This is a genomic window from Arthrobacter sp. MDB1-55, from assembly GCF_059092925.1.
In genome coordinates, this window is the sequence record NZ_JBNHID010000001.1 from 214,137 (window position 1) to 240,553 (window position 26,417).

Sequence of the window (26,417 nt, forward strand, 5' to 3'; positions counted from 1 at the left end):
GTGCGCGACATAATGGGGGCATGCGACTAGGCGTCCTCGATATCGGGTCCAACACCGTACATCTGCTCCTTGTGGATGCGCACCCGGGTGCTCGGCCAGTACCTTACGCCTCGCACAAGCGGCCGCTTCAGCTGGTCAGCTACCTCGATTCGGAGGGGCGCATCAGTGACGAGGGGCAGCAGGAACTTGTTGGCTTCATACGCCAGGCACGCGCGTTCGCGAGCGACCATCGTGCCGAGGACTTCCTGGCGTTCTGTACGTCTGCAATCCGGGAAGCGGGCAACGGCGCCGACGTCCTGAATCGCGTGGAAGCGGAAACGTCGGTGGTCCTGCAGGAGCTCTCCGGCGACGAGGAAGCCGCCATGACCTTTCAGGCCGTGCGCCGCTGGTATGGCTGGGGCACCGGGTCGATCCTCAACCTGGATATCGGCGGTGGCTCGTTCGAAATGGCGATGGGTCACGACGAGCTCCCGGAAGTCGCCCGGTCGGTGCCCCTCGGGGCAGGCCGGCTGACGCGGGAGTGGTTGCCCGGCGATCCTCCTGCTCCTCGCGACGTCAAGAAACTGAGGCGCTACATTCGGCAGACGCTCAAGGAATCAGCGGTCAGTTTCGCGCCGCTCGGTGAACCGCACCTCGTAGCCGGCACCTCCAAGACTTTCCGCTCCCTGGCGCGTATAGCCGGTGCTGCGCCATCCGCCGCCGGCCCGTTCGTCCGCCGGACTCTGCGTCTACAGGACCTCGCGCTGTGGGCGAAGCGGCTGGAGGCAATGTCGGTCGCAGACCGGACAAACCTCGACGGCGTTTCCGAGCTGCGTGCGCGTCAGGTGCTGGCCGGAGCGCTGGTTGCCGAGGCTGCGTTCGAGGTCTTCAACGTCACTGAAATGGACATCTGCCCGTGGGCGTTACGGGAAGGGCTGATCCTTCGCCGGTTCGACACCCTGATGTTCGAAGCAGAGGAACCGATGCCTTCGGTAGGTGTTGGCCACGTGCATCTGGGCAGTCGCTGAGCCGGGCTGAGCACCACGCCGTCGGGTTCAACAAAGAGTGCCGGTGAGCCGCCAGCGGGATTGGGGGAAATCGTCGCTTCGACTCACCGGCACCGACCGAGCCAGGGAGAGCTCGGCCTCATCACTCGCACCTTTATGAGGTAATAACGACTGTACTGCTATTTCTGGGAAGCGCCCCCAGCGCCACCTGTGAGGATGCTGGGAATCGTTCGGTCTGACACGATGGACCGATGGCTACGAACATCCAACAGCACATTTCCTTCCTTGGCTGCGGCTCCATGAACGGGGCAATCCTGACCGGCCTGCTGGCGGCGGGACTACCGGCAGCGCAGGTCACGGCCACGGTCCGCAACCCCGAGAAGGCGGCCAGCCTTTCCCAACGGCACGGCGTCGCGGTGCTTTCCTCGACGGAGGACCCTGAGGCGAACCCCACGGCAGCGGCCAAGGCCGACGTCGTGCTGCTGGGGGTGAAGCCAGTGGGAATCCTTGACCTGGCCCGCGAGATCTCACCGGCCCTCAAGCCGGGAACAGTAGTGATCAGCGTCGCCGCAGCCATCTCGATTGACATGCTCGAGGCAGCCCTGCCGGCCGGCCAGCCGGTGATCCGCAGTATGCCCAACACACCGTCGAGCCTGGGACGCGGGGTGCTGTCCATCTCCGCGGGAACCAGCGCCACCGCCGAACTGATGGACCAGGCCCGCAGCATCCTGAGTGCAGCGGGTACCGTCGTCGAAATTCCGGAAGAACAGGTCGACGCGCTGTCAGCGGTGAGCGGGTCCGGCCCCGCCTACGCGTTCTACCTCGCCGAGGCAATGGCCGCCGCTGGAGTGAAGCTCGGCCTCGACGAGGAGCTGGCGAAACTGCTGGCGACGCAGACCGTAGCCGGCGCGGGGTTCATGCTGGCGGAAGAGGGTGCCGACGCAACTGCCCTGCGCAAGGCCGTCACGAGTCCCAATGGAACCACCGAGAGTGCCATTGCGACCTTCGACGATCGGGGCCTGCGCGACATCGTGGCTGCAGGGGCGAAGGCGGCTGCAGAGCGGGCTGCCGCCATCACGCGCGAACTGGGCGGGTAGCCTCAGGGACGCGCAGCGAACCGCTCGAGCAGGTCTACGTGCCCCGACACGATCAGCATGTCCCGGCTCGTGACCTTGGTGTCCGGCCGCGCGTAAGTGAAGTCTTCGCCGGGAGACTTCACACCGACCACGGTGACGCCGTACTTCGAGCGAACTGCGGACTCGCCCAGGGTGAAGCCTTGGGTCTCCTTCGGCGGATACATCTTCACAATGGCGAAACCGTCGTCGAACTCGATGAAGTCCAGCATCCGGCCGCCCACCAGGTGGGCGGCCCGCTGGCCCGCGTCGGCCTCGGGGTAGATCACGTGATTGGCGCCGATGCGCTTGAGGATTTTCCCGTGTGACGGCGTGATCGCCTTAACCCACAGGTTGTCAATATTCAGATCCACCAGGTTGGCAGTGATCAGCACGCTCGATTCGATCGAGGTTCCTACACCGACGACGGCGGCGGTAAACTCCTGCGCACCGAGTTGGCGGAGCGCGTCGATGTTGGTGGCATCCGCCTCCACGACGTGGGTGAGCGTTCCGGCCCACTTCTGAACCAGCTGCGGATCACGCTCGATTGCAAGGACCTCCCGTCCCTGCTTCACGAGCTGTTCGGCGGTCGCCGACCCGAACCGTCCCAGTCCGATGACAAGCACCGGTGCGTTGTGTGCAGGTCTCTCAGCCAATGATGGGCCTTTCTTCGGGGTAGTGGTAGAGGGTGCTGCGCTGACGCAGGGCCAACGCCGATGCCAGCGTAATTGTCCCGAGGCGTCCGGCAAACATCAGTGCGGAAAGGACATACTTGCCCTCGGGCGGTAGTTCTGCGCTGAGATTGGTGCTCAGGCCGCAGGTTGCGAATGCGGAGATCACCTCGAAGAGCACGCGATTCAGCTCAACGCCCGAAATCCACAGGATAAGACCGGTTCCGACCAGAACGATCGTCGCACCCATAAACAACACCGAGATAGCAACCCGCATCGCACCCTGGGGGATTTTTCTCCCGTAGACGCTGACGTCCGAGTCGCCGCGGGATTCGGCGAGGATGGCCAGGAACATGAGCGCAATCGTGGTGACCTTGATGCCGCCCGCCGTGGAGGCGGAACCACCGCCGGCGAACATAAGTGCGTCGGTCAGGAGCATAGTGGTCGGCTCCATTTGGCTCTGGTCAACCAGGTTGAAGCCTCCCGAGCGGGTCATCACCGATGCGAAGAGCGAGTGGATGATTTTATCGCCTGCACTCAGCCCGCCGATTGTCCGGTCATTCGACCACTCCATGAAGCCCCACAGCACCATACCGATGACGAGCAGAATGACGGACACGTTGACGGTCAGTTTGGCGTGCAGGCTCCACTTCCGCACATGGTGTCGGAACTGAATAAGAATCAGAATGACCGGAAAACCGAGGCTGCCGACAAACACGCCGATCATCAGCGGAACCAGGATCCACAGGTCTGTCTCGTAAGGCACAAGCCCGTCTGAGTGGGGTGTGAATCCGGCGTTGTTGAAGGCAGAGATGGAATAGAAGATCCCGTGCCAGACAGCCAGCCAGAATGGTTCACCGAGCACGATGAACCGCGGGATCAGGGCGAGGGCCAGAAGCACTTCCACAACTACCGACGTCGTGATGACGATGCGCAGCAGGGTGCCGACCTCACCGAGGCGGCTCGCGTTGTTCAGGGCTGATTGAGCGAGCAGCTTCCCGCGCACGCCGAGCTTCTTGCTGACGACCAGCGCCAGCAGGGAGGCGAGGGTCAGGGTTCCCAGGCCTCCGACGAAGATGCCGATAAGGATTACCAGTTGACCGAAGAATGACCAGTGCGCTGCCGTGGACACAACCGTGAGCCCTACGACGCAGACTGCGGAAACCGCCGTGAACATGGCGTCGTGCAGGGGAGTGACCTGGCCCGTTGCGCTCGCGAACGGCAGGCTGAGTAGCCCGGTGAAGATGAGGACAACCAGGGCAAAGACCAGCAGTGCTACGCGTGCAGGTGAGCTATTGACTACGCTGTCGATGAAGTCGCGCGCCCTGCCAAGCAGCTGCAGGTGAACCTGGTCTTCCCCTCCCAACCAGGAGGGGTGTGTTCGTGCCATGCTCGCTGATCCGCTCCATTCGTCCTGCTGCGTCCTTCGAGTAGTAAACCACTTCCGCTCATCGGCCGTGGGCAGGACCGGCGATGATCGCGTAGCCTGCTTGAGTGGCCAGTACCTCCGATGCCGCCTTTGCAACCCGCATTGTGTGGGACGAATCCATGCTTGCGTACAACTTCGGCGCCCATCACCCAATGAATCCGCAGCGGCTCGACCTGACTGCACGCCTTGTCAGTGCCCTGGGACTGTTCGATCTTCCGCAGGTCACGGTTGAGATTCCGGAGGTAGCGGACGACGCCAGCCTGTTGACGGTGCACGACGCCGCCTACGTCCGGGCGGTCAAGGAGGCCGGTGAGAATCCGGAAGACGCCGATGAATCGGCAGGATTCGGGTCCGAGGACACACCGGCCTTCGTAGGCATGCATGACGCAAGCGCCCGCCTGGTCGGGGGCTCTCTCGCCGCCGCGGAAGCGCTGCTCACCGGGACAGCCCAGCACGCTGTGAACTTCGGCGGCGGTATGCACCACGCGGGAAGAGCACGCGCCAGCGGATTCTGCATCTATAACGACGCTGCAGCCGCCGTTCAGCGGTTGCTGGACCGCGGCGTCGAGCGCGTCCTATACCTCGATGTCGACGCCCACCACGGAGACGGCACGGAGCAGATCTTCTGGGACGACAATCGCGTCATGACCATCTCCCTTCATGAAACGGGAATGAGCCTGTTCCCAGGCACTGGTTTCTCCAATGAGATCGGTGGTCCGGCCGCCGCCGGATTCGCCGTGAATGTCGCGCTGCCCACCACCACGGGGGATTCCGGATTCCTGCGTGCCTTCCATGCGGTGGTGCCGCAGCTGACCGCCGCTTTCAAGCCGGACGTCATCGTCAGCCAGCACGGTTGTGACAGTCACGTGGAAGATCCGCTCACGAACCTGCGCCTTTCCGTGGACGCCCAGCATGCTGCTGCACTCGCGGTTCGTGATCTTGCTTCCGAGCACTGCGGTGGACGCTGGATTGCCACCGGCGGCGGCGGCTACAACATCACGTCTGTGGTGCCTCGATCGTGGACTCTTCTCACAGCCATAGCCGCGGGCGCTGACATAAGCCTGACGACGCCGGTCCCCGTACCGTGGCGCTCCTACGTCGCCGAACGGTTCGGTCGAAGCACGCCGGAAGTGATGGGCGATGGATCCGACACCTGGTGGCAGTCGTGGGAAGCCGGATTCGACCCCAACGAGAGCCTGGACCGTTCAATCATGGCCACCCGCAAGGCTGTCTTCCCTCTTCACGGGCTGGATCCCTGGTTCGACTGAGTGCGCGCTTGTGCAAGTGATGCCCCAACCGATATATGCGGTTATGGTAATGGGATGGTCATGGATGATGTGTTCGCCGTCATCGCCGAAGCCACCCGCCGCCAGATTCTTACATCGCTGCGGAATGGGGACAAAGCGGTGGGCGAGTTGGTGCTGGAGCTCGAGGTCAGCCAGCCCACTGTTTCGAAACACCTTAAAGTTCTGCGGGAAGCGGGCCTTGTAACCATGCGGGCCCAGGGGCAAAAGCGCTTCTACTCGCTTGACCCGGAACCGCTCCAGGCTGTCGTCTCCTGGCTCTCCGAGTTTCAGTTGCAGGCGCCCCAGGTAAGCCCCGCGCTTGCTCCAGCCGTCGTGGAGCCCGACATCGGGGAACTCCTTCCCGTGGCGTCCGGGCTCGCCTCCGACGGGGCGCAGCCGTTCGGGCGAACAGTGGGTAGGGCGGCCGAACGCGCAGCCGATCTGCTCTCCCAGTTCCCGAAACTCCGGCGCCGCAAGGAGTAGTCAGTAGTCGCGCACGGTCACAATTCTGCCCCGTGTTTGCAATTCGTGCGCAGACCGCTAGTCTCATTCCCATGACAACCCGTTGGTATGCGTATTTTGCGTTGGCTCTGGAGGAGCCCGCGGCCTAATACGCTGACCAACACCTTCAGAGCCAACAGGGCAGGATCCGTTCCTGCCCTTCGTCGTTTCTACGGCGGGTTCTGCAGGACAGTCCCGCCGAAGACCATCTTCGAAAGCCGGGACCCATGAAAACCCTCGCCACACCATCCTCCAACCTGAACGTCCGCGGGATTGAAGCGCTGCCCACGCCCGCTTCGCTGATCGCGGACCTGCCGGGCACTGATGCAGTCATCGAAAATGTGCGCCGGTCCCGGGAAGAAATCAGGGCCGTCCTCAACGGAGTAGATGACCGCCTCCTCGTCATCGTTGGCCCGTGCTCCATCCACGACCCCGCCGCCGGCCTTGAGTACGCGCGACTGCTTGCTGACGCCGCGCAGCTGCACCGGCAGAACCTGCTGGTCGTCATGAGGGCCTACTTCGAGAAGCCGCGCACCACAGTGGGCTGGAAGGGGCTCATCAATGATCCGCATCTGGACGGCAGTCACGACATCGCGGCCGGTCTGCGCACCGCGCGACAGTTCCTGGGCGACGTCGCCCAACTAGGGCTCCCGGTCGGCACGGAGTTCCTTGAGCCGATCAGCCCGCAGTACATTGCGGACCTGGTCAGCTGGGGAGCGATCGGGGCACGCACCACGGAGAGTCAGATTCACCGCCAGCTCTCTTCAGGGTTGTCCATGCCTGTGGGATTCAAGAACGGGACTGACGGCGGCATCAGCGTCGCCCTCGATGCCTGCGCCGCAGCCGGCGTACCGCAGGCCTTCCTGGGCGTGGACGACGACGGGCGGGCCGCCCTTGTCTCCACCACCGGAAATCCTGACACCCACCTGATTCTGCGCGGGGGATCGGATGGCCCCAATTACGGTTCCGACAGCGTGGCAAGCGCCTCGAGCCGATTGGCGGCTGCCGGGTTGAACGAACGGCTGATCGTCGATGCCAGCCACGCCAACAGTGGAAAGGATCACCGACGGCAGGCGGAGGTGGCGCGCGAACTGGCGGATGCGGTAGCGGTATCGGACCGGATTGCCGGAGTGATGCTCGAAAGTTTCCTCGTTGAGGGAGCGCAGAAGCTGGACGTGACGAATAGAGGCGACCTTGTGTACGGCCAAAGCGTCACGGACGCGTGCATGGGATGGGGCACCACCGCATCCGTCCTGGGGGATCTCGCTCGGGGCGTTCGCCGCCGTCGCGCAGAGAGCTGATCGTGACCGTCACGCGCTTTCACTTTGGTCACATGAACCACTAGAGTATCTCCCTAGACGGATAATCCTCAGGTCTCAAGGCGACACGCCGTCCGGCGATACTCCCAATGCGGGGGCGCCAATCTCAGGGTTGGCTCCAGAGAAAAGGACAGTGGTGAGATGACGAGCGGAAGCAACTTCTCCGACGTGCGCTTCCTGACCGTTGCGGAGGTCGCCGCGCTGATGCGGGTGTCGAAAATGACCGTATATCGGCTGGTGCACTCGGGTGAGATGCCGGCGGTTCAGTTCGGGCGCTCATACCGGGTGCCGGAATCGGCCGTGCAGCAGTACCTGCGTTCCGCTTCGGTAGAGGGGGAGTCGGGTACTGGCTAGGCCATCGGTACCGGCCGGTCAGGAAGGCCGGTTGAAGCGGGTACTCTGTTAAGAAGCGTTTTGCGTAGGCGGCCGTTTGTTCGGCCGCTCGACGTACGTCGTCGTGATGTGCGTTTTGTCAGATTCGAGCGTCCCTGCCGCAGTTGATGCGGTAGAGGTTGTCCGGAACCGGAATGAATAGTTTGTGAGGACTCTATGGGTTCAGTAATCAAGAAGCGCCGCAAGCGGATGGCGAAGAAGAAGCACCGCAAACTGCTTCGCAAGACCCGCCACCAGCGCCGCAACAAGAAGTAGCAGCAAGAAGCAGCATCGCAGCCGGTCCGCCTCTCCAGGCGGGCCGGTTTTGCGCTTAAGGGCTAGCCCCTCATCCGGGTGAAGCCGCGCCAGAGGCCATAGACGGCGCCCGCTCCTGTTGCTGCTTTGAGTCCAAGCGTGGCTGCCCGGCGCCCGCTCCTGAAGTCGTAGATGGGCCAATTCGAGTCCCGGGCATGTTTACGGAGCCGGCGATCCGGATTGATGGCAACCGGATGGCCCACCATGCTGAGTAGCGGGATGTCGTTATAGGAATCGCTGTACGCCCAGCAGCGCGCGAGGTCCAGTCCCTCATTACCGGCAAGCTCACGGACGGCTATGGCTTTCGCGGGGCCGTGAAGGAACTCGCCCACCAGTTTGCCCGTGTACAGGCCCTCCGACACTTCACCGACGGTGCCGAGTGCTCCCGTCAGCCCCAGGCGGTTCGCGATGACGCTCGCCACTTCGACCGGCGTGCCGCTGACCAGCCAGACGCGGCGCCCGTTCCGGAGGTGCTGCTCGGCGAGAGCGCGGGCGCCCGGCCAGATCTTCGAGGCGATCATCTCGTCATAGACCTCTTCGCCGAGGGCCAGGATGTCCTCATGGGCGATGCCGATGGCGAAGGCCAGAGCCGCGTCCCGCACTGCGTGGATGTCAGTCATGTTTTCGCCCCGCATGACGAAACGCAGCTGCTTCCATGCCAGACCGGCGGCGAAACGGAGAGTGAAAGCCTTCCGCTGGTACATCTTGCGGGCCACATGAAAGAGGCTTGCCCCACGCATCATGGTGTTGTCGACGTCGAAGAAGGCTGCTTCTCCAGCCGGTCCGCCCAGCGGTGCCGCTTCTGCGGGCACGGCCTCCGAGGATGACCCCGGCTCTACGGCGGGTCGGAGGCTGGCAGCGGACATAGCACGAGTCTAATCACTGCTGGACGCTGGTTGCGTCTGCGCACGCCCACCGTGCTGCACCTGTGACCTCCGGAACGAAGACCTGATCCTCGCTCCAACGGATGCCTTGCCCGGGGCCAGTACGCTTAGGGGATGCTGAACGAGCAGAGCCAGCCGTCGGATGAGGCCTGGACCTCCGGCCTTGTGCTGGTGACTAGGCCTGAGTGCCATCTGTGCGAGGAGGCCCGGAACACAGTGGCGCGCGTCGCCGCTGACTTCGGCGTGGGCTGGCGGGAAGAATCGATTGCTGACCATGCGGAGTTGCTGGAGCGGTTCTCCGAAGAAGTGCCGGTCCTTCTGCTCGACGGCGTTCAGCGTGACTTCTGGACTATAGACGAGGCTCGCCTGCGAAAGTTGCTCGCCTAGTGCCGGGCGTTGCAGGGCACAGCCGCCGGAACTTTGAGTGGGCCGAAGCGGGACCTAAAGTTGAAGTATCCCGCCGTCATCCTCCGGCGGGCAGGCGGACCGCGGAACCACCGGCGAACAGTGATGGAGCGATGAACCAGTGACCATGTCGGAGATCCCCGGGCTCCGGGGGGCGACGAGTGGCCAGGCGGGCGACCAGCAGGGCAGGCACATACCTCCTGCATCGCTGGCCCGGCTCACGATTTATCTGCGCGCTCTCAATTCCTTGCTTGCCGAGGGTATCGAGCGTGTGTCCTCGGAAGAGCTTGCTGACGCTGCGGGCGTGAATTCTCCGATGCTTCGCAAGGACCTCTCCTACCTCGGCTCCTACGGCACCCGCGGCGTGGGGTATGACGTGCAGTACCTCAACAGCCAGATCTCTACTGCGCTGGGTCTCACCCAGGACTGGAGGGTGGCAATCATCGGTGCCGGTAACCTTGGCCGGGCTCTGGCCGGCTACTCGGGGTTCCAGTCACGGGGTTTCGAGGTTGTTGCCCTGATTGACGCTGACCAGATGATCGTGGGCACCGAAGTCGGGTGGCTGCGGGTGAGCCCGGTCCAGGAACTTGCTACGGTGCTGCACCGGACCCGGGCCAATATGGCTGTGCTGGCTGTGCCGGCCGGTGTTGCCCAGAAGCTGTGTGACGAGCTGGTCAAAGCCGGCATCACCAGCATCCTGAGTTTTGCGCCGGTTGTGCTGCAGGTACCCGATCACGTGCAGCTGCGGAAGGTCGACATGGCCACGGAACTTCAGATCCTCGCCTATCACGCCCAGCGGGCGCAGGAGCCGGATATCGAGACGGGACCCAGCGCCCGCGCCGCGCAGTAGCCGGCGTTCTAGTACGTGATCTGCTGCGGCTTGAAGTAGCGGTTCGAGGGCTTGAGCCAGCACAGGACGACGCCCGCTACTCCCAAGAGGACCACCAGGATATTCAGCGTGATTGCGAATCCGCTCGGCTGCAGGTCCTGTCCGCCGAGTTGCGCCTGTACCTCCGCATTGCCCTGGAGAGCGGCAAGCGTCAGCGAGCTCATCACGAGCAGCAGCAGCGAGATGGCGGCAAGGACTGTCGCGGTGATCCGCGCCCAGTTCTGACCCTTACGGATGAAGATGGCGAGGAGGACATAAATGCCTGTGGTCACCACGCCCACCGCCACCGCAATACCAATGCCGATGGATGCCGCTGCGGCGGGTCCGCCGGTGGTTCCAGAGCCGACGAGCGTGCTGACGAAGTTCAGTACACCGGCGGCGATGATCAGCCAGAAAGCGAGGTTGACTTCCTTCGGCAGCGGTGGCCGCACGGCCTCCGGCATACGGGCCGCGCCGGGATAGGCGTACCCTGCCGGCTGGGCTGCCTGGTAGGAGTACGGAGATGACGGCTTCTGCGGCTCGGGAGAGAGCCCTGCTGCCGAGTTTTGGGTGGGCCCCGGCTGTGCGGGGTTCAGTGGTTCGGTGCCCGAAAGTCGGCGGGGATCGCGTTCTGAAGGGTCCGGATCGTTTGTTGGCGTACTCATGCGCCCAGCGTACCGCCGGTAAGCACCGGTGGCAGGTGTTTTCGGGCAGAAACACCGCTGGGGCGTACCGGATGGTCCGGCACGCCCCAGAAACGTCTCAGATGTCTAGTTGGCTGAAGGCGCTACGAAGGCGGCATCGAGGTTGATGGTCACCTTGTCGCCCACCAGGACGCCGCCGGCTTCGAGGGCTGCGTTCCAGGTCAGGCCGAACTCTTTGCGGGAGATCACGGTCTGGCCGGAGAACCCGGCGCGGGTGGCACCGAAGGGGTCAACAGCAACGCCGTTGAACTCGGTGTCGATGACAACCTCCTTGGTGATGCCGCGGATGGTGAGGTCTCCGATGAGCTTGTAGGTCTCGCCTGCACCTTCCACGCGCTTGGACTCGAAGGTCATCTCGGGGAACTGCTCGACATCGAAGAAGTCACCGCCGCGCACGTGGGCGTCGCGGTTCTCGTCGTTCGAGTTGAAGGACTCGGTCTTGATGGTCGCAGTGATCTTTGAATCCTCGAGCGAGGATCCGACCTGCAGGCTGGCGTCGACGTCGTCGAAGTTTCCGCGCACCTTGCTGATGCCTTCGTGGCGGACGGTGAAGCCGACCTCGCTGTGCGCGCCGTCGAAGTTCCAGGTGCCCTGGGTGAGTCCGGTGGGGATAGCCATGATGATTCTCCTGATCTGTGATGCATTCGATGGTGTGCGACCGGGTCGGCCGTACGGGCTGTACCTCTAATAAACATGCATTTGCATCTTTTATTCCAGAGATTGCTTCAATGTTCAAATATTTTTCCTCCGTCGCGTCATGCCGGGCAACGTCGGGCGATTTAGCCCTCTGCGGCAGGGGATGAGAAACTTAGATCATGCCCACAGCCATCGTCCACCTCGTGCGCCACGGCGAAGTCCACAACCCGGACGGGATCCTCTACGGTCGCCTGCCCGAGTTCCACCTGTCTGAGCTCGGCCGCGAGATGGCGGAGCGGGTGGCCGGGTTCTTCGCAGAGCGCAGGAACGACGGCGCCGACATCGTGCATCTCGTGGCCTCACCCCTCACGCGCGCGCAGGAAACAGCAGAGCCCACAGCCAGGGAGCTCGGCCTCACTATCGTGACTGACGAACGCATCATCGAGGCGGAAAACAGGTTCGAGGGTATGGCGCAGGTTGCGCATCAGATCAGGCACCCGCGTCACTGGAAGTCCTTGCGGAACCCCTTCACGCCGTCGTGGGGTGAGCCGTACAGTGCTCAGGTTGAGCGCGTTATGTCGGCAGTCCATGACGCACGTCGTGCCGCGCTTGAGGCGACGGACGGCAAGCACGCTGAGGCCATCATGGTCAGTCACCAGCTGCCCATTTGGGTTGCCCGCCTTGCTGCGGAGAACCGGCGCCTGTGGCACGATCCGCGCCAGCGGAAGTGCACGCTGAGCTCCGTGACCTCCCTTTATTTCGACGGCGACCACCTCACCGGCGTGAGGTACGCGGAACCATGCGCGGACCTGCTTCCCCGCGCGAAGAACATCCCGGGAGCGTAATACAATTACTACACGTTGTAGAACTCGTGGAAGATGTTGTGACTCGAACTGAAGCTGCCCCCCGCCCGCCGAGCGGCAAGCTGATGCGCCTTGCCGCGTCGGTGCTTGCTGCCGTCGTTGTCCTCTCCGGCTGTGCCGCTCAGGACCCGCTGGCCCAGCAGGCGGCGGAAGGCAGTAACAAGAACTACATCGCCGGTGACGGCTCAGTCACTGAGTACGCAGCGGCTGACCGGGGCGAGCCAGTCCAGATCGAGGGTGCCTTGTACAACGGGGATGCCGTCTCGTCGTCCGAGTGGCCCGGCACTGTGACCGTCCTGAACTTCTGGTATGCCGCCTGTGCCCCCTGCCGTGAGGAGGCTCCTGATCTCGTGGCCCTCCACGAGGAGCATGAGGCCCAGGGCGTGCAGTTTTACGGCGTGAACATCCGGGACGGCCAAAAGAACGCCGAAGCGTTCGAGCGCAATTTCGGCATTCCGTACCCAAGCTTCAACGACTCCGACGGCGGCGTCCTGCTCTCCATGACCAGCTACGTTCCGCCGCAGGCAGTGCCGACAACGATTGTGCTCGACAAGGAAGGACGCGTTTCCGCGCGCATCCTGGGCCTGGCCGACAAGGGAACCCTCAGCGCGCTCATCGATTCCGCGCTGGCCGAGTAGTGGCTGTGACCTCGGCCCTTTCATCCGGCGGCTTCCTGGCGCTCGCTCCCGCAGGGAACGCATTCGCCGACACGGTGCTGAACGGCTCAATGCTCCTCGCCTTGCCCGTAGCGCTGCTGGCCGGCCTGGTCTCCTTCGTCTCGCCGTGCGTATTGCCGTTGGTTCCCGGGTACCTCGGCTACGTCAGCGGACTCACGGGCGTTGATCTCCAGGATCAGAAGCGCGGGCGGATGGTGGCGGGTATCGGTCTGTTCGTCGTCGGCTTTTCGCTGGTGTTCATGGCGTACGGCGCGCTGTTCGGACAGCTCGGAGCATGGATGGCAGGCTCCCAGGAGTGGCTCATCCGGGTTTTCGGTGTCGTCGTCATCCTGCTGGGTATCGTCTTCATGGGCGGACTCTCATGGTTCCAGCAGGACAAGAAGCTTCACGCACGCGTCCCGAGCGGGCTCTGGGGAGCGCCGCTTCTCGGCCTCACCTTCGGACTCGGCTGGGCGCCGTGCATCGGGCCGACGCTTTCGGCGGTACAGCTGCTCGCTTTCTCGAACGACGGCGCCAGTGCCGCCAAGGGAGCTCTGCTCACCTTTGTGTACTGCCTGGGTCTCGGGCTGCCGTTCGTGCTGATCGCTCTGGGACTACGTCGGGGAATGGGCGCCATGGCGTTCTTCCGGCGCCACCGGTTGCTCCTGCAGCGCTCGGGCGGCGGCATGCTGATCCTGGTTGGTGTGCTGATGGCGTCCGGCGTCTGGAACCTGTGGATCAACGAGCTCCAGCAGTGGCTGGGCAGCGTCACGCTACCGATCTGAGTAAAAAATGGCTGAACCCAAGCCCGAATTGAAGACAGAAGCTAAGGACAGTTCAATGGCAGCGAAAGACCGCGGAGACAACGTCGCGCTCCCCGCTCTTGGGTTCCTTGGCACCCTGCGCTGGATGTGGACGCAGCTGACCAGCATGCGCACCGCCCTCTTCCTGCTCCTGCTGCTCGCCGTGGCTGCCGTACCCGGATCGCTCTTTCCGCAGCGGCCCGCGAACCCGGCCGTTGTCACCCAGTACATCCGGGACAATCCGGAGACCGGACCCATCCTGGACTGGTTCCAGCTGTTCGACGTGTACTCATCCGTCTGGTTTTCCGCGATCTACCTGTTGCTGTTCATCTCCCTGATTGGCTGCGTCATCCCGCGGGCCATCGCCCATGGCCGTGCCTGGCGGTCCAAGCCGCCCCGGACACCCAGCAGGCTGTCGCGGATGCCGGTGCACGGATCGTTCGCCCTGCCGTCCGGGTCGGATCTCCAGTCCGGCGGACAGGCAGGCGGGCGGCCGACGTCGCCGCATGCCGCCGTCGTCGACGCCGCTGCCCTGCTGAAGAAGCGTGGCTACCGTGTCGACGTGCGCGGTGAGCAGGGCTCGCAGCCCTCCGTCGGTGCCGAGCGCGGCTTCCTGAAGGAACTGGGAAACCTTGTCTTCCACCTGTCGCTGATCGGCGTGCTGGTTTCCGTGGCGGTCGGGGGACTGTTCGGCTACCGCGGTCAGAAGATCGTGGTTGAAGGCGAGACCTTCGTGAATACGCTTGTGGGTTATGACTCATTCACCCCGGGCACCAACTTCTCCGAGGACAACCTCGACCCCTACTCGATCACGCTCGAGAAGTTCGACGTGACGTTTGACCGGCAGCTGACCCACTACGGGCAGCCCATCGACTTCACGGCAACCATGAGCACAAAAACTGCTCCCGGCGCCGAGCCGGAACAACGGATCCTCAAGGTCAACGAGCCGCTGACAATCGGAGGCACCAGCGTCTACCTCGTCGGGAATGGTTATGCACCCGTGGTCACCGTGCGGGACGGCGACGGAAACATCGCCCATCAGGGGCCGGTGGTGTCCATTCCGCAGGACGGACTGTTCACCTCCTTGATGGTGCTGAAGGTACCGGACGCTCGTCCGGAGCAGCTCGGGTTTGTCGGCTTCTTCCTGCCCACAGCGGCCATCGATGAGAACGGAGTTTCCTTCTCGCGTGACCCTGATCCGTTCCTGCCGCAGCTGAACCTGAATTCCTACTACGGCGATCTCGGCCTGGACGACGGCGAGCCCCAGAACGTGTACGTCCTGGACACCGACACACTGACCGAGCTGAACAGCCGGAACAGCGAAGCAGGCGGCATTGTCCTCGACGCCGGGGAAACCTTCGAACTCCCCGAAGGCAAAGGCTCGATCACCTTCGACGGGCTACGCCGATACGCCGCTCTGGACATCACCCATGACCCCGCAGAGCTCGGCGCCCTGGTGTTCTCATCGCTGGCGTTGGCGGGGCTCAGCGCGTCGCTGTTCATCGGCCGCCGGCGCGTGTGGATAAGGGCGGCCAGTGGTCCGGACGGCCGCGTCACGGTCGAGTACGGGCTGCTGGCCCGCGGGGAGGACCACAGGCTCGCCGGAGAAGGGGCAGCGATCGAGAAGCTGCTGCGGGAACGCTGGCTGGCGGACACCATCGAACACGACGAGAATGAGACAGCGCACGTGGGGGCGTCGGCGCCCGGAAGCGGTAAGGACAACTGATGCAGAACATAAACCAGACTCTGGGGCAGTACAGCGAGCTGTTCATGCTGCTCGCAGCCCTTGCCTACACGGCGGCGTTCCTGGCCTTCACCTGGGACCTCGTCAAGAGCAGCCGGCGTATCCGCGAGATGGAAGCCGGGCTGGCAGAGACCGCCGAGGAGCGTCAGCTCGTGCTCGCCGGCGCGGTTGCCGGTGGTAAGCGCGGCAAGTCAGCGGGCGCGCTGCAGGGGTCCACGGCAGATGATGCCATGGACTACCAGGGCGAAAAGCGCTCGGCCGCGCGCATCGCCGTCGCACTCACCGTTCTTGCTGCTGCTGTCCATGCTGTTGCCGTGGTCAGCCGGGGCGTAGCCGCCGGCCGCGTGCCCTGGGGCAACATGTACGAGTTCTGCACCACCGGCGGGCTGGTGGTCGCGGTCGTCTTCCTGCTGGTCCTCACCCGCAAGGACCTCCGGTTCCTCGGCACTTTTGTGATCGGCCTGGTGGTGGTCATGCTCTGCGCAGCCACCATCGGCTTCCCGACGCCGGTGGCCAACCTGGTGCCCGCACTGCAGAGTTACTGGCTCATCATCCACGTGTCCGTGGCCGTTGCGGCATCAGCACTATTCACCCTCACCTTCGCGATGTCGGTACTGCAACTCCTGCAGGCCAGCCGCGTGGCACGCCTCGCCGCCGGCGGCGGGGACCGGATGCCGTTCATGCGCCTCGTCCCCTCGGCGCTCAGCCTTGAGAATCTCTCCTACCGCATCAACGCGATCGCCTTTGTGCTGTGGACGTTCACCCTCATGGCCGGAGCCATCTGGGCGGAGAAGGCCTGGGGCCGCTACTGGGGCTGGGACACCAAGGAAGTCTGGACGTTCGTGATCTGGGTGGTCTACGCGGGTTACCTGCACGCCCGTGCCACCCGCGGCTGGACGGGCACGCGTGCCGCCTGGCTCTCGATCGTCGGCTACCTGTGCATCGTCTTCAACTTCACGATCGTGAACATCTACTTCTCCGGCCTGCACAGCTACGCCGGAGTCTGATACTCCGCCTCCCTGAAACACAAAGGACCCCCGTACCGCGCAAGCAGTACGGGGGTCCTTGGTGTATGTGGGGTGGACTAGGCTGTTTTGCCGTCGCTGGCTGTGCCCTCGTCATTCTTCTTCTTCTTGTCCGCTTCCCGCGCGCGACGCTCCGCCTCGCGTTTGCGCTGCTCGGCTTCACGGGCCTGCTGGCGCCGACGGACCTCAAGGTTCCGCAGGAACTGGGGATCATCGTCGGGTGCGGTGGGGCGCCGGGTCTGGCGCTGGCTGGGGCGTTCCTCCCCGCGGGGGCGCCCGAACAGAAACCATAGTCCGGCACCCAGCAGGGGAACAAGGAGGATCGTGAAGAACCACGCAGGTTTCGAGATGCTGCGCACTGATTCCGCCCGGCTCATGATGCAGTCGAACAGCGCATAAATAATGACGGCGATCCCCAGGATCACGAGGAACAGCAACAGGCGCGGCATGCATCAATTGTAGGCGAGTAAACTTAGGACGTGCCTTTCCTCAAATTCACCGCTCTACGCCTCGGCTTCGTCGCGGTGTTCTTTGTGATCTGCTATTCCCTCGGGCTGGGCGCGATCTTCTCCGTGATCGCCGCGGCCATCATGGCGTGGTGCGTCACCTACCTGTTCTTCCGCTCGCTGCGGAACGAGGCAGCCTCGACCCTGCAGCGCAGGTTCCGTGACGGTGCTCCGCCGGTACGCACGGCCAGCGAGCTGCGCGACGCGGACGCCGAGGACAGCCTCGACCCGAATACTCCGGTCAACTCGGACCGCCGCCGGCCCTAAAGCCCGGGCGCCTGACACGCCAGCCCGGGCGGCTGACACGCAAGCCGTGAAGGGCCGTTCAGCAGCAACCGACCAGCCGGAGGCTACGACAGTACGCTGGAGATCACTACGCCGGCGCCGAAGAGCACGCTGAAGCCAAGGTTGATGATGCTCGTCTGCTTCAGCACCGGGATGAGGCTCCGGCGTTTCTTGCCCTTGAGCATCAGCCAGCTCGGCATCAGGCACAGCGGGATCAGCAGCAGGACGAGCAGCACCCAGGGGTAGTCATACACGAGCAGCAGCGGCAGCAGCAGCGCCACGGCGAGCATCATCACGTAGCTGACCCGGGCGGCTGAGTCGCCCAGACGGACCGCGAGAGTAAGCTTGCCGGCTTCCCTGTCGGTCGGAATATCCCGCACATTGTTGGCCATCAACAGGGCCATGGCGATGATTCCGGTGCTGACGGCGCCCACCCAGGCAGCGGCACTGAGCTGTCCCGCCTGCGTATACGTGGTGCCCAAGGTTGCCACCAGGCCGAAGAAGACGAAGACGAACAGGTCGCCGAGGCCCATGTACCCGTAGGGGTTACGGCCGCCCGTGTAACCCCAGGCGGCGGCGACACAGCCCAGCCCCACGAGCAGCAGGAACCAGGCCTGGGAAAGCACAATCAGTGCGACGCCGGCAACCATGGCCAGCGCGAAGCATCCGAACGCTGCCCATTTGACCTGCTGCGGTTTGGCTGCCCCTGAGCCCGTAAGCCGCAGCGGTCCGACGCGCTCAGCATCCGTGCCGCGGATGCCGTCGGAGTAGTCGTTCGCGTAGTTGACCCCAACCTGCAGCAGAACCGCTACGATCGCGGCCAAAAGTGCGTTCACCGGTTTGAACGCCCCGAGGTCGAAGGCTGCAGCGCACCCGATGATCACGGGCGCCACCGCCATCGGGAGGGTGCGCGGACGCGCTCCCTCCACCCATTGCGCAGCTGTTGCCAAGGTGTTCCTCCGGTTGTCTACGGTTGTTGTTGCTTGTCTGAAGGCTCGCAGCGCCGGAGCGCGTTACAACGCTGACTGCTCGAAGAGGGCACGCACGGCCAGCCGGTCCGGTTTGCCGTTCGGCAGCATGGGCAGCTTGTCGAGCGTCAGCACGATCTTCGGCGCAGCATGCGAGCCCAGATGCTCCTGGGCATGCCGCCGTACCGCCTCCGGATTGACGGAGCCGACGACGGCGGCCGCCACCTGAGCTCCCCACTCCTGGTGCGGAATCCCGAGCACCAGCGCTTCGCTGACCCCTGCCATTCCCTCGATGACGCTGGACACTGCGACAGCAGAGACTTTAAGCCCGCCGGTGATGATGACGTCGTCCACCCGCCCGTGGACGGTGACGACGCCGTCGTCAATGGTGCCGTCGTCGTCGGTGCGAAACCAGCGGCGGCCGGAGTTGAAGGGGAACTTCTCCCGCGTCAGTTCGGGCTGGCCGAGGTAACCGTCGGCGAGGACCGGCCCGCCGATCCAGAGCCGTCCGTCGTCGTTGGTGACCTCCACTCCGTCGAGAGGGACGCCGTCGTAGACGCAGCCGCCGCAGGTTTCGCTCATGCCGTAGGTGCGCACTATTTTCAGTCCGTGCGCCCGGGCCCGGTTCCGCAGGCCTTCAGTCACAGCGGCTCCGCCGAGCAGGATCGCGTTGAACCGCTGCAGCACCTTGATGGTTTCCGGCGCCGGGTCCTCGAGCAGTCGGTGTAATTGGGTAGGAACCAGGGAGGTGAAGCGGACCTTGTCGGTCAGTTCACCTGCCGCCTCCGTGAAGCGCTGGGGGCTGAAGCTCCCCGTGAGATCCATCGCCCACGGCCTTGTCCCGGCGTACAGCGAACGCACCAGGACCTGAAATCCTGCAACGTAGTGCACGGGCAGGGTCAGCAGCCACTGCCCCTCTGCGTTCAGCGCGAAGGCGGTGCCCATGGCGGACGCGGCGAGTGCGTCGACGCTGAGCATGGTCTGCTTGGGTGCACCGGTTGAGCCCGATGTGCTGAGTACGGCGGCGATCTCGTCGTTCGGGAGTTCGCCGTTGAAGCTCTGGTGTTCTTCGGCGTGCGGCGCCACAGCGGGACCCTCGCCTGCCAGGGCGGCAGCGAGTGGGGCCAACAGGGTGTGCGGATCGAAGCCCTGGGGAGTGTGAACGGGAAAGAGTTCCATGGGCGCCTAGAAGTAGTAGGGGAAGTTGGACCAGTCAGGGCTGCGCTTCTCGAGGAACGCTTCCTTGCCCTCCACTGCTTCGTCGGTCATGTACGCCATCCGGGTTGCCTCCCCGGCGAAGACCTGCTGGCCGGCCAGGCCGTCGTCAGCGAGATTGAAGGCGAACTTGAGCATACGGATGGCCTGCGGGCTTTGCTTCGCGATATCTGCGGCGTACTCGAGGGCAACGTCCTCCAGTCGCGCGTGGTCGACGGCTTCATTCACAGCCCCCATGGCTACCATGTCTTCGGCCGAGTATTCCCGGGCGAGGAAGAAGATTTCCCGTGCCCGCTTCTGGCCGATTTGGCGGGCGAGGAGGGCCGACCCGTATCCGGCGTCGAAGCTGCCCACGGTCGCGTCGGTCTGCTTGAACCTGCCGTGCTCCCGCGAGGCGATGGTCAGGTCCGCGACGACATGCAGGCTGTGGCCGCCTCCTGCTGCCCACCCATTCACGACGGCGATGACTACCTTCGGCATGGTGCGCATCAATCGTTGGACTTCGAGGATATGGAGTCGCCCGGCGCGCGCCGGATCGATGGTCTCCTTGGTCTCGCCCTCTGTGTTTTGTACTACGTACCGGTAGCCGTCCCTGCCGCGGATCCGCTGGTCCCCGCCGGAACAGAACGAGTGACCTCCGTCCTTGGGGGAGGGGCCGTTACCTGTCAGGAGGACGGTCGCGACGTCCGGAGTCATCCGGGCGTGGTCCATCGCCCGATACAACTCGTCCACCGTGCCGGGCCGGAAGGCGTTGCGTACCTCAGGCCGGTTGAAAGCGATACGCACGGTGGGAAGGTCGCGCGTGGTGTCGCCGCCGTCGTCCTGGCTGCGTTCTACCTGGCTGCGTTCTACCTGGCGGTGGTACGTGATGTCCTGAAAGTCCTCAAACCCCTCCACGAGCCGCCACCGGGCAGGGTCGAAGATGTCAGATACCTGGGCTGGAAGGTCTGTGGTCACCAATCGAGTCTAGCTTCGGAGACCGGGGGGACATCAAAGCGGCTCTGGCCTAGCTGATGCAGAACTCGTTGCCCTCAGGGTCGGCCATGGTGTACCAGACATGCGGCCCCTCGTTGCCCTGGTGGAGGAAGCGCGCGCCACGGTTCTCGAGTGCCGCGCGGACTGCGTCCCTGTCATCGCCATCCAGGTGAATGTCGAGGTGAATACGGTCCTTTACTGTCTTCGGTTCCGGCACTTTCATGAAGAGAATCCGCTGGCGGTTCTTTTGGCCCTGCTCTTCCGGGCGGCACACCGCCTCACCGGTTTTCCAGACCCGGATGCCGTTGTGCTCGATGACATCGCCCTCGGTCGCGTAGCCTTCGGCAAGCATCTTGTCGATGAATGCCTGGTCCGTCGGTTCAACCACCCATCCCAGGGTTTCAGCCCACCAGTCGGCCTGTGTATGGGGATCAGAGCTGTCCACTACTACCTGAATGTTGTAGGTCATGGCTTCGAGCGTAAGCACGCGTCCGTCAGCCTGCCAGACCATTCCGGACATCCCGGGTCCGCTATTGCCGGACGCAGCCGTGCCCGAGGGGTCTGGACCGGAACTGCGGGGAGGACTAGCGTGACACCCACCCGCCGGAGACGCCGGCGTCCATCGAAGGAGGAAGCATGGCGAACCACACGTACAGCATCTCTGAGGTTGTCGGAACATCACCGGAAGGCGTGGACGCTGCGGTGACCAATGCGGTGACGCAAGCCGCCAAGACCCTCCGCAACCTTGACTGGTTCGAGGTCAAGGAGATCCGCGGGCACCTGGTGGATGGCGCCGTCGCGGACTGGCAGGTGACCGTCAAGCTCGGATTCCGGCTGGAGGAGTAAGCCCGGCTGTTCCCCACGTGGTCCTAACCCGCATCAGTCTTCTCGCCGGCGTTGAGCCTAGCCCCGATGCACGTGAACCTCACCCTTTCAGTGGGTGAACGTGCGGCGCTCGCCGGAGAGAACGGCTCCGGCAAGTCCCACGGTGCTCGCCAATCATGACAGGGTGCTGCGCCGCTGGTTCTCGGAACTCGGCGGTTCAGAGCTACGCCTCGAGGCGGGCTCCTCGAACCTGCAGGGAACGGACCGTGGTCGACACGCCGGTTGACCGTCTCCGCGCCCCGTGCGATTCTTTATAGAACGAACGGTCGGTAAATAAGCCGCCCTCGAGCAACTCGCTGACTACGACGACGATGATGACGGAGGCTGGCATGGCCGAGGCTTTTCTGGTGGGCGGGGTTCGCACCCCGGTGGGACGGTACGGCGGAGCCCTTTCGTCCGTGCGGCCGGACGATCTGGCAGCCCTCACGCTCCGCGAACTGGTCCACCGCACCGGCCTTGATCCCGAGACCGTCGACGAAGTCATCCTGGGTAACGCCAACGGAGCGGGTGAGGAAAACCGCAACGTCGCGCGCATGGCCACCCTGCTCGCCGGCCTTCCCAACACCATCCCGGGAATCACAGTGAACCGGCTCTGCGCCTCGGGACTCTCGGCGATTATCATGGCCTCGCACATGATCAAGGCGGGGGCCGCCGACGTCGTGATCGCCGGTGGTGTCGAGTCCATGAGCCGCGCGCCCTGGGTGATGGAAAAGCCGACGACGGCATTCGCCAAGCCGGGCGCTGCCTTCGATACCTCGATCGGTTGGCGCTTCACGAACCCCACCTTCGCCGCGCAGGAGAAAACGACGTTCTCGATGCCGGAAACAGCCGAAGAAGTGGCCCGCGTGGACGGCATCACCCGTGACGACGCCGACGCCTTCGCGCTCCGCTCGCACCAACGGGCTGTCGCCGCGACCGAGGCGGGACGGTTCGCGGACGAGATCGTCCCGGTCAACACCACGCACCGCAAGAAGAACGTCACGGTGGACGCCGATGAGGGCCCGCGTCCGGACACCACCCTTGAGGTACTTGGAGGGCTGAAGCCGGTGGTCGCCAAGGACGGCGTTGTCACTGCCGGCAACTCCAGCTCGCTCAACGACGGTGCGTCCGCGGTGATCGTCGCCTCGGAGGCAGCCCTCAGCCGGCTTGGTCTGACGCCGCGCGCCCGCATCATCACGGGCGCTTCCGCCGGGGTGCCGCCGGAGATCATGGGGGTCGGCCCCGTCCCGGCAACGCAGAAGGTGCTGGAACTGGCGGGCCGCTCCGTCGGCGACCTCGACGCCGTCGAACTCAACGAAGCCTTCGCCACCCAATCCCTGGCGTGCATCCGCAGGCTCGGTCTGGAGGAGGAGATCGTCAACCGCGACGGCGGGGCAATCGCGTTGGGTCACCCGCTCGGATCCTCAGGATCCCGCATCGCCATCACTCTGATGGGGCGCATGGAGCGGGAAGGTGGAAGTTTGGGCCTTGCCACCATGTGCGTCGGGGTCGGTCAGGGCACCGCGCTGCTTCTGGAGCGCGTGTAGTGGAGACCCTGAAAATCGACGACGGCGGTGACCGCCTCAGTGTCCAGCTCAACCGGCCCGAGGTGCGCAACGCGATCGACCAGCAGATGGTCGACGAGCTACATGAGGTGTGCACCGACCTTGAGCGGAATCCGCGGATTCTTCTGCTCTCCGGGTCCGGCGGCGTCTTCGCCTCCGGGGCCGACATCGCGCAGCTGAAAGAACGACGGCGCGACGACGCTCTCGCCGGAATCAATTCGACACTGTTCTCACGCATTGCGCGGCTTCCGATGCCGGTGATCGCCGCTTTGGACGGCTATGCACTCGGCGGAGGCGCCGAACTCGCCTTCGCTGCCGACTTCCGGATCGGCACGCCCGGACTCAAGATCGGCAACCCCGAGACCGGGCTGGGGATACTGCCCGCGGCGGGCGCCACCTGGCGGCTCCGCGAACTGGTGGGAGAGCCGCTCGCGAAGGAAATCCTCCTGGCAGGCCGGGTACTGAGTGCTGATGAGGCGCTCGCCGCCCGGCTCATCACGGAGATCCACTCACCCGAGGAACTGCTTGCGGCCGCCCATCGCCTCGCCGACCGGATCGCCCGCCAGGACCCGCTGGCCACCCGCATCACCAAGAGCGTTTTCCACGCACCGCCGGAGGCGCATCCAGTCATCGACCAGCTTGCCCAGGGCATCCTGTTTGAGTCAGATGCCAAGTTTGAGCGCATGCAGGCATTCCTGACAAGGAAAGACGCAGACAGGAAGAAGAACAAGTGATCACTCAGGCAATCCCGGACAGGGTCGGCGTCCTCGGCGGAGGACGCATGGGTGCGGGTATTGCACATGCGTTCTGTGTGGCGGGTGCCGCCGTCGTCGTCGTTGAACAGAACGACGACGCGGCGGAAGCCGCCCATGGACGCATCACCGCCGCGCTCGATCGAAGCATCGCCAGGGGGACCACGACGGAGAGTCTTGACGCGCTCTCCACCCGCCTGCAGGTGGCTACCGACTACACCGCCTTCGCATCCTGCGGCCTGGTTATCGAAGCGGTGCCGGAGGACTTCGCGCTGAAGTCCGCTGCGCTGCGCAGCGTAGAGGAACAGCTCGACGCCAATGCCTGGCTCGCGACGAACACGTCGTCCCTGTCGGTCGGTGATCTGGCCGGCGTCCTGCAGCGGCCGGAGCGGTTCTGCGGTTTGCACTTTTTCAATCCGGTGCCCGCCTCGACGCTCATTGAGGTGGTGCTGGCGCCCAAAACCTCTGCGGAACTCGCGGAACTGGCGCGCGGGTGGACCGAAGCGCTGGGAAAAACGCCGGTTGTGGTCAGGGACGCGCCGGGTTTTGCCAGCTCGCGCCTTGGCGTAGCGATCGCGCTGGAAGCGATGCGCATGGTCGAGGAGGGCGTTGCTTCTGCCGAGGACATCGATACGGCGATGGTGCTTGGCTACAAACATCCGGTCGGCCCGTTGAGGACCACCGACATCGTCGGGCTGGACGTCAGGCTCGGGATCGCCGAGTACCTTGCGTCAACGCTGGGGGAGCGGTTCGAACCGCCGCAGATCCTGCGGGAGAAAGTGGAACGCGGGGAACTGGGACGAAAGGCCGGTCAGGGCTTCTTCACCTGGGACGACTGAAATAGCCGGCCCGCGCGAGGGCCAAAAGGATTATGGTTTTTTCATGAGTGAGCGGACCGCCCTAGCAGACAAGCCACTGATCGGACCTGTTGAGGCGCCCCAGCTGCACATCATGACCTACAACATCCGGCGCCGAGTGGCTCACGTGAACCCATGGAGTCATGATTTCTGGGGACGCCGGGAACCACTGGTCCGCCGCCTGCTTTCGGCCGAGCAACCCACCATCCTTGGCGTTCAGGAAGCCCTTCCTGACCAGTTGCCCGCAATCCTTGAAGGCCTCGGTGAGCATTACAGCAGTATCGGCCGAGGCCGCAACGCCGACGGCGACGGTGAGCAATGCCCGATTGTCTACGACGCCGACCGCCTCGAGCTCCTTGACTGGGACCAGGACGCCCTCTCTAACACCCCGGACAGGCCCGGCTCCAACGACTGGGGAAATCTCATCCCCCGCATTGTCGTGACCGGTCGCTTCCGGGATCGCGCCACGGGTAAAGAACTGACCGCCGTCAATACCCACCTGGACCACATGTCACGAAAGTCCCGCCAGCGGTCGGCGGAGGCAATCCGGTCTCTTGTAGCGCGGACGGAGGGCGCCGTCGTCGTCATGGGTGACTTTAATACCGGCGCGGCGTCGCAGCCCTACGAAGTGTTGACCAGCGGCGAAGTGCTCGCTGATGCCTGGGACGCAGCGCAGGAGAGGCTGACTGAGCTGTGGGGAACTTTTCCGCACTACCGCGCCCCGAAGCAGGGGCGCAAGCGGATTGACTGGCTGATGGTGAACGCGGAAGTCACCGTGTGCGAGATGGGCATCAACACCACGCGCTACAACGGCGCGTGGCCCTCGGACCACACGCCGGTGCAGGCGATCATTACGGTGAAATAGTTCCTAGTTGAGGGCGTTCCGGATCTCGTGAAGGTACCCGTTCTTGTAGCCCTTAGCGTTGGGGTGGAGGGCGCTCGGGTCCGTGAAGGGCTGGATCCAGGGCTGCGGTGAACCGAGACCGTGCTTGTCGAACCGCTTGACGACGTCGACGTAGGTGAAGCCGGCAAGTGTCGCCTGAGTCCGGATGATCTCGTTGAGCACGTCCGTGCCGTCGTTGAGTGTTTGTTGCTCGGCGGTACTGAGGGTAAACGGCTGGCCGGTAGCCGGATTGATGATGGGAAGTGTGATCGCGTTACCGAATTCCGGTGAGAACAGATGCGGGTAGCCCGTCACCACTACCTCGGCGTTCGGAGCCGCAGTCGCAATGTTGCGGTACAGCGCCGCCAACGCGGGGGCGAGATCACGCTGTGCAAGGAATAGCGCCCCGTTCACGGTCTGCTCGCAGGTGTTAGGGCTCTGAACGCAGAGAGAAATGATGTTGAGGTATTGGACATCGTTGCCGCCGACCGTCAGCGTCACCAACTCAGTACCGGCATCGAGGGCGCCGAGTTCGCCAAAGACCGCCGCCACGGTGTCGCCGCCGCAGGTCGCATTGACCGTCAGCTCAATCTGCTTCCGCTCATCCAGTAAGCCGGGATATCCGAGCGGCGACTGGCCGCAGACTCCGAAGGAGCCGGCCCCGACACCGGCCGCGTACGAGTCGCCAAGGGCGACATAGTCGAGAGATCCGCGGTCGCCTGCCGACGCTGGCAGAATGGACGAACCCGCAACGAGACCCGACGCCAGGAGTGCGCTGGCCGCAATTCGTAAGTGTTTCATTGGCTCAAGATACTCCTTATCGTCCGCCCCGAACATAGGGCTGCAACTCCTCCTTGTCACCCCGTTCCCGCGGGTCCATCCTAGGTTCAAACGAACCTCAATCACGGAGGAAACGTGGCTTCCGAACCTGACGCAGAGGCCGTTGCCGAGCGCGTGTTCAACGCGGC

Annotated in this window: 32 protein-coding genes; 20 read left to right on the forward strand and 12 right to left on the reverse strand. The window is 64.2% G+C overall.

The genetic code is table 11. The annotated features are described in order from the left end of the window. Positions 1–20 precede the first annotated feature (20 nt). Both AC5RU3_RS01025 and proC read left to right on the forward strand, forming a co-directional pair. A complete protein-coding gene (locus AC5RU3_RS01025; protein WP_309072052.1) occupies positions 21–1,007 on the forward strand; it encodes a Ppx/GppA phosphatase family protein in 987 nt (328 codons plus the stop codon). 242 nt (positions 1,008–1,249) lie between these two features. Further along, positions 1,250–2,083, forward strand: coding sequence for a pyrroline-5-carboxylate reductase (proC, locus tag AC5RU3_RS01030; RefSeq protein WP_493965137.1), 834 nt, complete (start codon positions 1,250–1,252; stop codon positions 2,081–2,083). Between the two features lie 2 nt (positions 2,084–2,085). Here proC and AC5RU3_RS01035 read toward each other — a convergent pair whose 3' ends face one another. After that, on the reverse strand, positions 2,086–2,724 hold the full coding sequence (locus AC5RU3_RS01035) for a potassium channel family protein (RefSeq protein ID WP_309071623.1): 639 nt from the start codon (positions 2,722–2,724) through the stop codon (positions 2,086–2,088). 22 nt (positions 2,725–2,746) lie between these two features. After that, entirely contained in the window at positions 2,747–4,159 is a 1,413-nt protein-coding gene (locus tag AC5RU3_RS01040; protein WP_309071617.1) for a TrkH family potassium uptake protein, read from the reverse strand. A 158-nt stretch (positions 4,160–4,317) separates the two neighbouring features. Here AC5RU3_RS01040 and AC5RU3_RS01045 point away from each other — a divergent pair, with 158 nt between their 5' ends. The 5 genes from AC5RU3_RS01045 (at position 4,318) to AC5RU3_RS01065 (ending at position 7,952) form a co-directional block, all read left to right on the forward strand. Next, complete coding sequence (locus AC5RU3_RS01045) at positions 4,318–5,466, forward strand: acetoin utilization protein AcuC (protein ID WP_309071622.1); 1,149 nt, start codon at positions 4,318–4,320, stop codon at positions 5,464–5,466. Between the two features lie 54 nt (positions 5,467–5,520). Further along, positions 5,521–5,967, forward strand: coding sequence for an ArsR/SmtB family transcription factor (locus AC5RU3_RS01050; protein WP_493964666.1), 447 nt, complete (start codon positions 5,521–5,523; stop codon positions 5,965–5,967). Between the two features lie 245 nt (positions 5,968–6,212). Then, the gene (locus tag AC5RU3_RS01055) at positions 6,213–7,286 is read left to right on the forward strand and encodes a 3-deoxy-7-phosphoheptulonate synthase (RefSeq protein ID WP_493964667.1); all 1,074 of its coding nucleotides are present in this window, start codon (positions 6,213–6,215) and stop codon (positions 7,284–7,286) included. 159 nt (positions 7,287–7,445) lie between these two features. After that, positions 7,446–7,658, forward strand: coding sequence for a helix-turn-helix domain-containing protein (locus tag AC5RU3_RS01060; protein WP_299167223.1), 213 nt, complete (start codon positions 7,446–7,448; stop codon positions 7,656–7,658). A gap of 195 nt (positions 7,659–7,853) precedes the next feature. After that, positions 7,854–7,952, forward strand: coding sequence for a 30S ribosomal protein bS22 (locus AC5RU3_RS01065; RefSeq protein WP_003792170.1), 99 nt, complete (start codon positions 7,854–7,856; stop codon positions 7,950–7,952). A 62-nt stretch (positions 7,953–8,014) separates the two neighbouring features. Here AC5RU3_RS01065 and AC5RU3_RS01070 read toward each other — a convergent pair whose 3' ends face one another. Continuing rightward, positions 8,015–8,857, reverse strand: a complete 843-nt coding sequence (locus AC5RU3_RS01070) for an HAD family hydrolase (RefSeq protein WP_309071614.1) — start codon at positions 8,855–8,857, stop codon at positions 8,015–8,017. 132 nt (positions 8,858–8,989) lie between these two features. On the opposite strand from AC5RU3_RS01070, the gene AC5RU3_RS01075 reads away from it, so the two are divergent. After that, positions 8,990–9,262 carry a glutaredoxin family protein gene (locus AC5RU3_RS01075; protein ID WP_493964668.1) on the forward strand — a complete coding sequence of 91 codons (273 nt, stop codon included), beginning with the start codon at positions 8,990–8,992 and terminating at the stop codon, positions 9,260–9,262. Positions 9,263–9,407: 145 nt separating this feature from the next. Beyond that, positions 9,408–10,130: a redox-sensing transcriptional repressor Rex gene (locus AC5RU3_RS01080; RefSeq protein WP_493964669.1), complete on the forward strand. Its 723-nt coding sequence runs from the start codon at positions 9,408–9,410 to the stop codon at positions 10,128–10,130. 8 nt (positions 10,131–10,138) lie between these two features. Here AC5RU3_RS01080 and AC5RU3_RS01085 read toward each other — a convergent pair whose 3' ends face one another. Both AC5RU3_RS01085 and AC5RU3_RS01090 read right to left on the reverse strand, forming a co-directional pair. Further along, positions 10,139–10,813, reverse strand: a complete 675-nt coding sequence (locus AC5RU3_RS01085) for a hypothetical protein (protein ID WP_309071612.1) — start codon at positions 10,811–10,813, stop codon at positions 10,139–10,141. 105 nt (positions 10,814–10,918) lie between these two features. Next, complete coding sequence (locus tag AC5RU3_RS01090; RefSeq protein ID WP_493964670.1) at positions 10,919–11,470, reverse strand: YceI family protein; 552 nt, start codon at positions 11,468–11,470, stop codon at positions 10,919–10,921. Between the two features lie 197 nt (positions 11,471–11,667). Here AC5RU3_RS01090 and AC5RU3_RS01095 point away from each other — a divergent pair, with 197 nt between their 5' ends. The 5 genes from AC5RU3_RS01095 (at position 11,668) to ccsB (ending at position 16,561) form a co-directional block, all read left to right on the forward strand. Continuing rightward, a complete protein-coding gene (locus tag AC5RU3_RS01095; protein WP_309071610.1) occupies positions 11,668–12,333 on the forward strand; it encodes a histidine phosphatase family protein in 666 nt (221 codons plus the stop codon). A gap of 83 nt (positions 12,334–12,416) precedes the next feature. Then, the gene (locus tag AC5RU3_RS01100) at positions 12,417–12,989 is read left to right on the forward strand and encodes a TlpA family protein disulfide reductase (protein WP_309071620.1); all 573 of its coding nucleotides are present in this window, start codon (positions 12,417–12,419) and stop codon (positions 12,987–12,989) included. An 89-nt stretch (positions 12,990–13,078) separates the two neighbouring features. Next, a complete protein-coding gene (locus AC5RU3_RS01105; RefSeq protein ID WP_309071619.1) occupies positions 13,079–13,792 on the forward strand; it encodes a cytochrome c biogenesis CcdA family protein in 714 nt (237 codons plus the stop codon). Positions 13,793–13,847: 55 nt separating this feature from the next. Further along, a complete protein-coding gene (gene resB, locus AC5RU3_RS01110) occupies positions 13,848–15,536 on the forward strand; it encodes a cytochrome c biogenesis protein ResB (protein ID WP_493964671.1) in 1,689 nt (562 codons plus the stop codon). Further along, positions 15,536–16,561: a c-type cytochrome biogenesis protein CcsB gene (gene ccsB, locus AC5RU3_RS01115; protein ID WP_309071608.1), complete on the forward strand. Its 1,026-nt coding sequence runs from the start codon at positions 15,536–15,538 to the stop codon at positions 16,559–16,561. Before resB ends, ccsB begins: the two co-directional genes overlap by 1 nt. 77 nt (positions 16,562–16,638) lie before the next feature. Here the strand turns inward: ccsB and AC5RU3_RS01120 are convergent, their stop codons facing one another. Continuing rightward, entirely contained in the window at positions 16,639–17,028 is a 390-nt protein-coding gene (locus AC5RU3_RS01120) for a PLD nuclease N-terminal domain-containing protein (protein WP_309071607.1), read from the reverse strand. A gap of 30 nt (positions 17,029–17,058) precedes the next feature. Here AC5RU3_RS01120 and AC5RU3_RS01125 point away from each other — a divergent pair, with 30 nt between their 5' ends. Next, the gene (locus AC5RU3_RS01125; RefSeq protein WP_309071606.1) at positions 17,059–17,352 is read left to right on the forward strand and encodes a DUF4229 domain-containing protein; all 294 of its coding nucleotides are present in this window, start codon (positions 17,059–17,061) and stop codon (positions 17,350–17,352) included. Positions 17,353–17,435: 83 nt separating this feature from the next. On the opposite strand, the gene AC5RU3_RS01130 is transcribed toward AC5RU3_RS01125, so the two are convergent. The 4 genes from AC5RU3_RS01130 to AC5RU3_RS01145 form a co-directional block, all read right to left on the reverse strand. Further along, the gene (locus AC5RU3_RS01130) at positions 17,436–18,320 is read right to left on the reverse strand and encodes a 1,4-dihydroxy-2-naphthoate polyprenyltransferase (protein ID WP_309071605.1); all 885 of its coding nucleotides are present in this window, start codon (positions 18,318–18,320) and stop codon (positions 17,436–17,438) included. Between the two features lie 63 nt (positions 18,321–18,383). Further along, positions 18,384–19,517, reverse strand: a complete 1,134-nt coding sequence (gene menE / locus AC5RU3_RS01135; RefSeq protein WP_493964672.1) for an o-succinylbenzoate--CoA ligase — start codon at positions 19,515–19,517, stop codon at positions 18,384–18,386. Between the two features lie 6 nt (positions 19,518–19,523). Beyond that, a complete protein-coding gene (locus AC5RU3_RS01140; RefSeq protein ID WP_493964673.1) occupies positions 19,524–20,510 on the reverse strand; it encodes a 1,4-dihydroxy-2-naphthoyl-CoA synthase in 987 nt (328 codons plus the stop codon). A 49-nt stretch (positions 20,511–20,559) separates the two neighbouring features. After that, a complete protein-coding gene (locus AC5RU3_RS01145; RefSeq protein WP_493965138.1) occupies positions 20,560–20,997 on the reverse strand; it encodes a VOC family protein in 438 nt (145 codons plus the stop codon). Between the two features lie 167 nt (positions 20,998–21,164). Here AC5RU3_RS01145 and AC5RU3_RS01150 point away from each other — a divergent pair, with 167 nt between their 5' ends. Beyond that, complete coding sequence (locus tag AC5RU3_RS01150; protein WP_309124782.1) at positions 21,165–21,374, forward strand: dodecin; 210 nt, start codon at positions 21,165–21,167, stop codon at positions 21,372–21,374. A gap of 202 nt (positions 21,375–21,576) precedes the next feature. Here AC5RU3_RS01150 and AC5RU3_RS01155 read toward each other — a convergent pair whose 3' ends face one another. Further along, entirely contained in the window at positions 21,577–21,744 is a 168-nt protein-coding gene (locus AC5RU3_RS01155) for a hypothetical protein (protein ID WP_493964674.1), read from the reverse strand. Between AC5RU3_RS01155 and AC5RU3_RS01160 the strand changes: the two genes are divergently transcribed. The 4 genes from AC5RU3_RS01160 to AC5RU3_RS01175 are packed head-to-tail and all read left to right on the forward strand — an operon-like array spanning position 21,743 to position 25,431. Beyond that, entirely contained in the window at positions 21,743–22,939 is a 1,197-nt protein-coding gene (locus tag AC5RU3_RS01160; protein ID WP_493964675.1) for a thiolase family protein, read from the forward strand. The genes AC5RU3_RS01155 and AC5RU3_RS01160 overlap by 2 nt on opposite strands. Next, the gene (locus tag AC5RU3_RS01165; protein ID WP_458115540.1) at positions 22,939–23,691 is read left to right on the forward strand and encodes an enoyl-CoA hydratase/isomerase family protein; all 753 of its coding nucleotides are present in this window, start codon (positions 22,939–22,941) and stop codon (positions 23,689–23,691) included. The genes AC5RU3_RS01160 and AC5RU3_RS01165 overlap by 1 nt, the downstream gene beginning before the upstream one ends. After that, positions 23,688–24,548 (forward strand): 3-hydroxyacyl-CoA dehydrogenase family protein, encoded by an 861-nt coding sequence (locus tag AC5RU3_RS01170; RefSeq protein ID WP_493964676.1) that lies wholly within the window; start codon positions 23,688–23,690, stop codon positions 24,546–24,548. The genes AC5RU3_RS01165 and AC5RU3_RS01170 overlap by 4 nt, the downstream gene beginning before the upstream one ends. 43 nt (positions 24,549–24,591) lie before the next feature. Beyond that, positions 24,592–25,431 carry an endonuclease/exonuclease/phosphatase family protein gene (locus AC5RU3_RS01175; protein WP_309072781.1) on the forward strand — a complete coding sequence of 280 codons (840 nt, stop codon included), beginning with the start codon at positions 24,592–24,594 and terminating at the stop codon, positions 25,429–25,431. A 3-nt stretch (positions 25,432–25,434) separates the two neighbouring features. Here the strand turns inward: AC5RU3_RS01175 and AC5RU3_RS01180 are convergent, their stop codons facing one another. Then, positions 25,435–26,250, reverse strand: coding sequence for an SGNH/GDSL hydrolase family protein (locus tag AC5RU3_RS01180; protein ID WP_493964677.1), 816 nt, complete (start codon positions 26,248–26,250; stop codon positions 25,435–25,437). Positions 26,251–26,417 lie beyond the last annotated feature (167 nt).